This is a genomic window from Deltaproteobacteria bacterium, from assembly GCA_019308995.1.
In the GTDB taxonomy this organism is placed as follows: domain Bacteria; phylum Desulfobacterota; class Desulfarculia; order Adiutricales; family JAFDHD01; genus JAFDHD01.
Genome location: JAFDHD010000154.1, coordinates 1 through 6,106, shown reverse-complemented (window position 1 = coordinate 6,106; position 6,106 = coordinate 1). Strand labels below are relative to the sequence as shown.

The window sequence follows — 6,106 nt, the reverse complement described above, 5'->3', positions numbered from 1 at the left end:
AACAGCGGGGTGGCGTCGCGCCGCCCCGCTAATGATGCGGAAAAGCCTTGGAAACGGGCGGGGATAAACCCCGCCCCTACAATACCGATTTAGAGTTTTAGAGTAGGGGCGGGGTTTATCCCCGCCCGTATATTTCTGGTCTTTCATATGTCAATAAAGGCCAAGACAAGTATGAAGGCGCTTATAAACAACGGGTCAGATATAATAAAAAAACCCTGCAAATTCAAATGGATTTCATACTATTAAATCCTGAAACAGGAAAAACAATTTCTTAGAAGCCCCTTCGCTTTCGCTCTGGACAGGCTCCGCGAAACAATCTCAAATTAGTCAATAATTATTATAAGATGGTAGGCCTCATGAAATTTTACGTTCTAAACAAGGAGAGAAGAGGCCTAGCCAACCACCGCAGAATCTTTGGCCCGAGAAAAGTGGCTTTACAAAAACGCGGCCAGGCTCTTTAATCAGGACTAAAAAAAAGGAACCATTATGAGCAGCATGAAAACAGATGATAATACCAGGCAGAAGGGAGCTCTTTTTGACCTTACGGTTGTTGATCTCGGCCATTACATCGCCGGCCCGTATTGCGCGTCACTACTGGCCGGATTAGGGGCAGAGGTTATTAAAGTCGAGCGGCCCGGAGATGGAGACGGAACCAGACAAATGGGGCCCTTTCCTGACGATAAGCCTCATCCGGAAAAGAGCGGACTGTTCCATTACTTGAATCTGGGGAAAAAGAGCGTCACCCTCAATCTGAAATCCGAATACGGCCGGGAGGCCCTAAAGAAGCTGGTAGCCGAAGCGGATGTGCTCATAGAAAATTATGAACCGCGGGTCATGCCTTCACTGGGACTGGGATACGACCTTCTTAAGGAAATCAATCCAGCCCTGGTCATGACTTCCATATCAAACTTCGGTCAAACCGGACCTTACCGCGACTTTAAGGGCTTTGAAATAACCCTGAGCGCTCTGGGCGGGGTTCAAGCTGAAATAGGTGAGCCGGACCGCGAGCCTCTCAAGCTGGGGGGGCATCAATTGCAGTACAAGGCCGGTCTAGCCGCGGCCATTGTCACCATGAGCGCTGTCTGCTCTCTTAACATGGGTGGAAGCGGCCAGCATATTGATGTGGCCATATCGGAAATTGCGGCCACCATGAAAGGCTGTCCCACAATAAATTACCAGTTCAGCGGGTATAACCGGGTGAGAAACGGTATGCGTCCCATGTCGGATACACCTCAAAAAGATAACCCGCGCACCCCGGATGTTTACCCCATCGCTATTCTGCCTTGTACAGATGGCAACGTCTGTGTGGATACGGAACAGGAGTCTCAGTTCAGAGCCCTGTGTGAAATGATGGGAAAGCCGGAGCTGGCGGATGATCCTCGTTTTAATCGTGTGCAGAGAGCTGTTAACGCTGATGAAGTGGACGCCATCCTCACAGACTATCTCCAGACAAAGACACAAAGGGAAGTCTTCGCGGAAGCCACAGACTGGCGCGTTCCCATTGGTATCTTAAATGATATGGACAAGCTGCTTCACGATCCTCAGCACCGGGAGCGAGGCTTCTTCATGGAGAAGGATCATCCGGTTTTAGGAAAGATGGAATACCCGGGGCATATCTTTATCATGTCCAAGACGCCGTGGCGGGTTGACCGCGCCCCCATGCTCGGGGAGCACAACCATGAAATCCTGATCGGGCGGCTGGGGTATTCTGAGGAACAGGTGACGATGATGATTGGCGCCGCTTAAGAGGCACCGCGGAAATATTTATTAAAGGCATGAGATCACTGCTCTGGAGGTTATGAATATGGCTGGCTTACCCTTGGAAGGTATTAGAATTTTAGACCACACCATCGCCTGGGCTGGCCCTCAAGGTTCCGTCATTCTGGCGGACCTGGGGGCGGAGGTCATAAAAATCGAGGCCCTGTTCAGGTTCGACGGCATGAGATACCATGGCGTCAGATTCGGGATGAGTGATATGTTCTGGGAGAAAGCGCCCTGGTTCATACAGATCAACCACAACAAACTGGGTATTACTCTTGATCTGAGCGAGGAAAAAGGCAAAGAACTTTACCTCAAACTCGTCAAAATAAGCGACGTTGTTTTTAATAATTTTACCCCGCGCGTCATGCCCAACCTGGGCTTGAGCTATGAAGAGCTTCTCAAGGTCAAGCCTGATATCATTATGGTTTCCATGCCCGGTTACGGCTGCACCGGCTCCTATAAAAACGCCCCCGCCTTTGGCGACTGCATTAACGCCTTTTGCGGCCTGGACGAAATAACCGGATATGAAGACAGCCCGCCCATGAGGCCGGGGATTGCTTACGGCGATCCGGCCGGCGGTTTTGCCGCGGCCCTGGCCGTTCTGTCTGCTTTGCATTTTCGCCAGAAAACCGGCCAGGGTCAGTTTGTAGATGTTTCTCATTTTGAGGCGGCCACCAAATGCATGGACTGGACTCTTGACTGCGCCATGAACGGGCGGGTCAGGAGCCGCGTGGGCAACAGGGACGATTATGCCGCTCCCCAGGGATGTTATCCATGCAAGGGTGATGATAAGTGGGCGGTCATAAGTATTACCAGTGATGAAGAATGGAAAAAATTCAGCAAGCTGACAGGCCATCCTGAATGGTCTCAAGACCCTTGTTTCGCAACTGCACACGGCCGGAGGCAACATCACCAGGAGCTGGACAGGCTCATCGCAATCTGGACTTCTGCACTTGATCGTTACGAAGTCATGGATTTGCTCCAGAAGGCCGGTCTGGCCGGCGCGCCGGTGCTTTACCCGGGCGAATTGCTTGAAGATCAGCATTTTAAAAGCCGGGGTTTTTTTGAAAATGTGGATCATCCTCATGCCGGGACCCGCCAGTTACCGGGGATGGTCGCCAAGATGTCTGATTCCGATCTCAGGATCAGGTTTCCGGCGCCCCTTTTAGGCCAGCACAATGAATACGCTTATAAAGAACTCCTGGGTTTGACTGACCAGGAGATGGCTGACCTGACTGAGGCAGGCATTATTGGCACTGAGCCCACCTTTGCTGATGATAGGCTGTCAGCCACGGACATGGATATGATTACAAAAGAAACCGATAAATAGGGCCGTTACCTCGGGGTTTATCATCCAGGTCGGAATGAGACCTTGCTTAATTCGTTTCCTTGCCTTTTTCTGGGCCAGGCCTTATATTTGAGTCTATGAAAGTGACGAGTAGATTTGGAGACAGGACATGTGCTTTCCCGGGAAAAAGACCCTGGTTCCTTTGGTCTTCATCATGCTGCTTCTCTTCCCCTTCCCTGGCCAGGCGGTTGGACCGGTGAAGTACGATCTGGCCAACGGCCTGGAAGTCATCTTGATTGAAAATCACCGCGCGCCGGTTACTTCCCTGCTGGTGTGGGTCAAGGTAGGCAGCGCCCTGGAAAAGCCGGACGAGATCGGCCTGGCCCATCTAATGGAACACATGCTGTTCAAGGGAACCGCCACCAGGGGGCCGGGAGTTATCGCCCAGGAAGTCGAGGCTGCGGGCGGCAATATCAATGCCTACACCTCGCTTGACCAGACCGTTTACTACATTGACATTGCCAGCCGTTTTACCGAGCGGGCTCTGAGCGTTCTGGCCGACATGGTCTTTAATCCGGCCATGGACCCGAAGGAGTTCAAACGGGAGAAGGAGGTCGTGATTGAGGAAATCAACCGCAGCCTGGACATCCCTACCAGGCGGCTCATCAACGCCCTCTTTACCAAGGCCTACCAGGTCCACCCTTATGGTCGGCCGATCATTGGATTTCCAGATACGGTTCAATCTATTACCCGCGAGACAGCCTTGAAATTTCACGAGCGCTGGTATCGGCCCGAGAATATTATCCTGGTTGTAGTCGGTGATTTTAAGACGGATGAAATCAAGGCCAGGATCGAAGAGGTCTTTGGCCGGGTGTCGGCAGGAAAGGCGATGGCAGAGGAAACGCCGCTGGAGCCGGTTCAGGATCAGACCAGGGCGACTGTGTTGCGCGAAAATGTTGAGCAGGCTCGGCTGGATTTGGCCTTTCATATTCCGGGGATAAAGGATATTGACATCAAGGCGCTGGACCTTTTAGCCATTATTGTTGGCCAGGGCCGAACCGCCCGGCTCTATCAGGAAGTTAAAAGAAACAAGGAACTCATCCATGAGGTCTATGCCGCGGCTTACACTCCCAAGGACCCAGGGCTCTTTTTCATTGACGCCTCCCTCTCTCCCGGCCAGGTTTTACCAGGCCTGAAGGCCATGCTTCATGAAATTTTTTCCCTGTCCAATACCATGGTTCAACCCGAAGAACTGGCGCGAGCCAAGCTCAAGATCAAGGCCGACTTTATTGACGAAAGGGCGACCATGAGCGGCGAGGCCAGAACGGCCGCCATTTTCCAGGCCCTGCTCGGCGACTTTAAGGCCAAGGATAAATACTTGGCTGAAATCGAGCAGGTCACGCGCACCGATTTGAGAGAGGCGGCGCTTAAGTACCTACAGCCGGAAAACTTAACCGTGGGCGTTATTATCCCGAAAGAGGCGTTAAAAGAGCTTGACGAATCACAAATACTTAACACCGTGGCCCAGGCCGCCTCTTTAAAGCGCGCCGATGAAGTCAAAAAATATATCCTGCCCAGCGGGGCCACCCTCCTAATCAAGGCTGATCACTCCCTGCCTCTGGTTGCGATCCGTATCGCCTTTTTAGGCGGCCTGCGTTTCGAGAACCCGCCACATCACGGGCTTAACAATTTTCTGGCCGAAGTCTGGGACAAAGGAACCAGGCGGCTTGGACCCGAAGAACTGGCCCAGGCTGTGGAGGACATGGCTGGCAGTATCACCGCCTTTTCCGGCCGTAACTCCTTCGGGCTTGAAGCGGAGTTCTTGAGCCAGTTTCTGGAGCCTGGCCTGGACCTTCTCGTCGAAGTCCTGCGCCGTCCGGCCCTGACTCCTTCCGAGGTTGAAAAGGCCCGGCCCAGCATCCTGGCCGCCATCAAACGCCAGGCAGACCAATTGCCTCATCGCACCTTCAATTTATTCGCAAAGACCATCTACGGCGAACACCCCTATGCCGCCAATATCCTGGGTACCTCCGAATCTGTCCGTCTTATTTCCGCCGAAACCCTGAGGGCCTATTATGAGAAATGGGCCGTGCCTTCCAATATGGTCATGGCCGTGGTCGGGGACGTGGAACCGGACCGCATCAAGTTGCGGCTGGAAAAGCTGTTGGGGGACTGGGAAGGAGGCGCCTTTAAGCCTCCAGTCATCAAGCCGCCCTTGGCTCTGGAAGACCTGCGCACGGCTCGTGAGGAGATCCAGCGGGCCCAAGCCCACCTCTTCCTCGGCTTCCTGACGCCGGGCCTTAAGAGCGAGGATCGTTACGCCCTGGATGTCCTTGACAGGGTTCTTTCCAGCCAGGGAGGCCGCCTTTTCATTGAACTTCGCGACAAACAGAGTCTGGCTTATACCGTCAGTTCGCTGTTTCGCCCTGGTCTGGACACCGGCGCCTTTGCCTTTTATATTGCCTTCGCTCCCTCGAAGTACGAACAGGTCAAGGCAGGTTTGCGCAGGCTTATTCTGGACCTGCGCCAGGAACCCATCAGCCCTGAGGAACTCAACCGGGCCAAGGAAAATATCCTGGGCACATTTGAAATCGGTCTCCAGCGCAACGGCCAGCTAGCCATGGATATCGCATTAAACGAGCTTTACGATCTGGGTTATGACTACCGCTACCGCTACGTTGACGGTATCGGCGCCGTAACTGCTCAAGCCGTCCTTGATGTGGCCCGCCGCTACCTGGACCTGAACAAAGCAGCCGCAGCCACGGTGGGGCCGGTGGAAGAATGGAACCTGCCTCCTGAATGATTTGCTAGTGTCATGTCCCAGAATTAGATGATTAAAGTGCCTCCTGGCCTGTCATGGCGAGCCCCCGGCCCTTGGGCAGAAGCCGTAGGGTTATTTGGCAAAGAAACTGTTTTCAAGCTATAGAAGAGGGCGGGGTTTATCCCCGCCCCCTCAAGTTTGGCCTTTAACTAGATAATCTTTCCCTATTCAAATTATTTTTAGCGTCAACCCACATTTTTACTTGACAAATTTCAATTCTTCTCTTAACTAGTTAA

General features: G+C 52.9%; 3 protein-coding genes. All 3 read left to right on the top strand.

The window, feature by feature from the left end:
* Nucleotides 1-486: 486 nt before the first annotated feature.
* The 3 genes from JRI95_15925 to JRI95_15915 all read left to right on the top strand — a co-directional run bounded on the left by JRI95_15925 (nt 487) and on the right by JRI95_15915 (nt 5,852).
* A complete protein-coding gene (locus JRI95_15925) occupies nt 487-1,746 on the top strand; it encodes a CoA transferase (protein ID MBW2063031.1) in 1,260 nt (419 codons plus the stop codon).
* A 58-nt stretch (nt 1,747-1,804) separates the two neighbouring features.
* Nucleotides 1,805-3,091 carry a CoA transferase gene (locus JRI95_15920; protein MBW2063030.1) on the top strand — a complete coding sequence of 429 codons (1,287 nt, stop codon included), beginning with the start codon at nt 1,805-1,807 and terminating at the stop codon, nt 3,089-3,091.
* Nucleotides 3,092-3,218: 127 nt separating this feature from the next.
* Nucleotides 3,219-5,852: an insulinase family protein gene (locus JRI95_15915; GenBank protein ID MBW2063029.1), complete on the top strand. Its 2,634-nt coding sequence runs from the start codon at nt 3,219-3,221 to the stop codon at nt 5,850-5,852.
* The last annotated feature ends 254 nt before the right edge of the window (nt 5,853-6,106 follow it).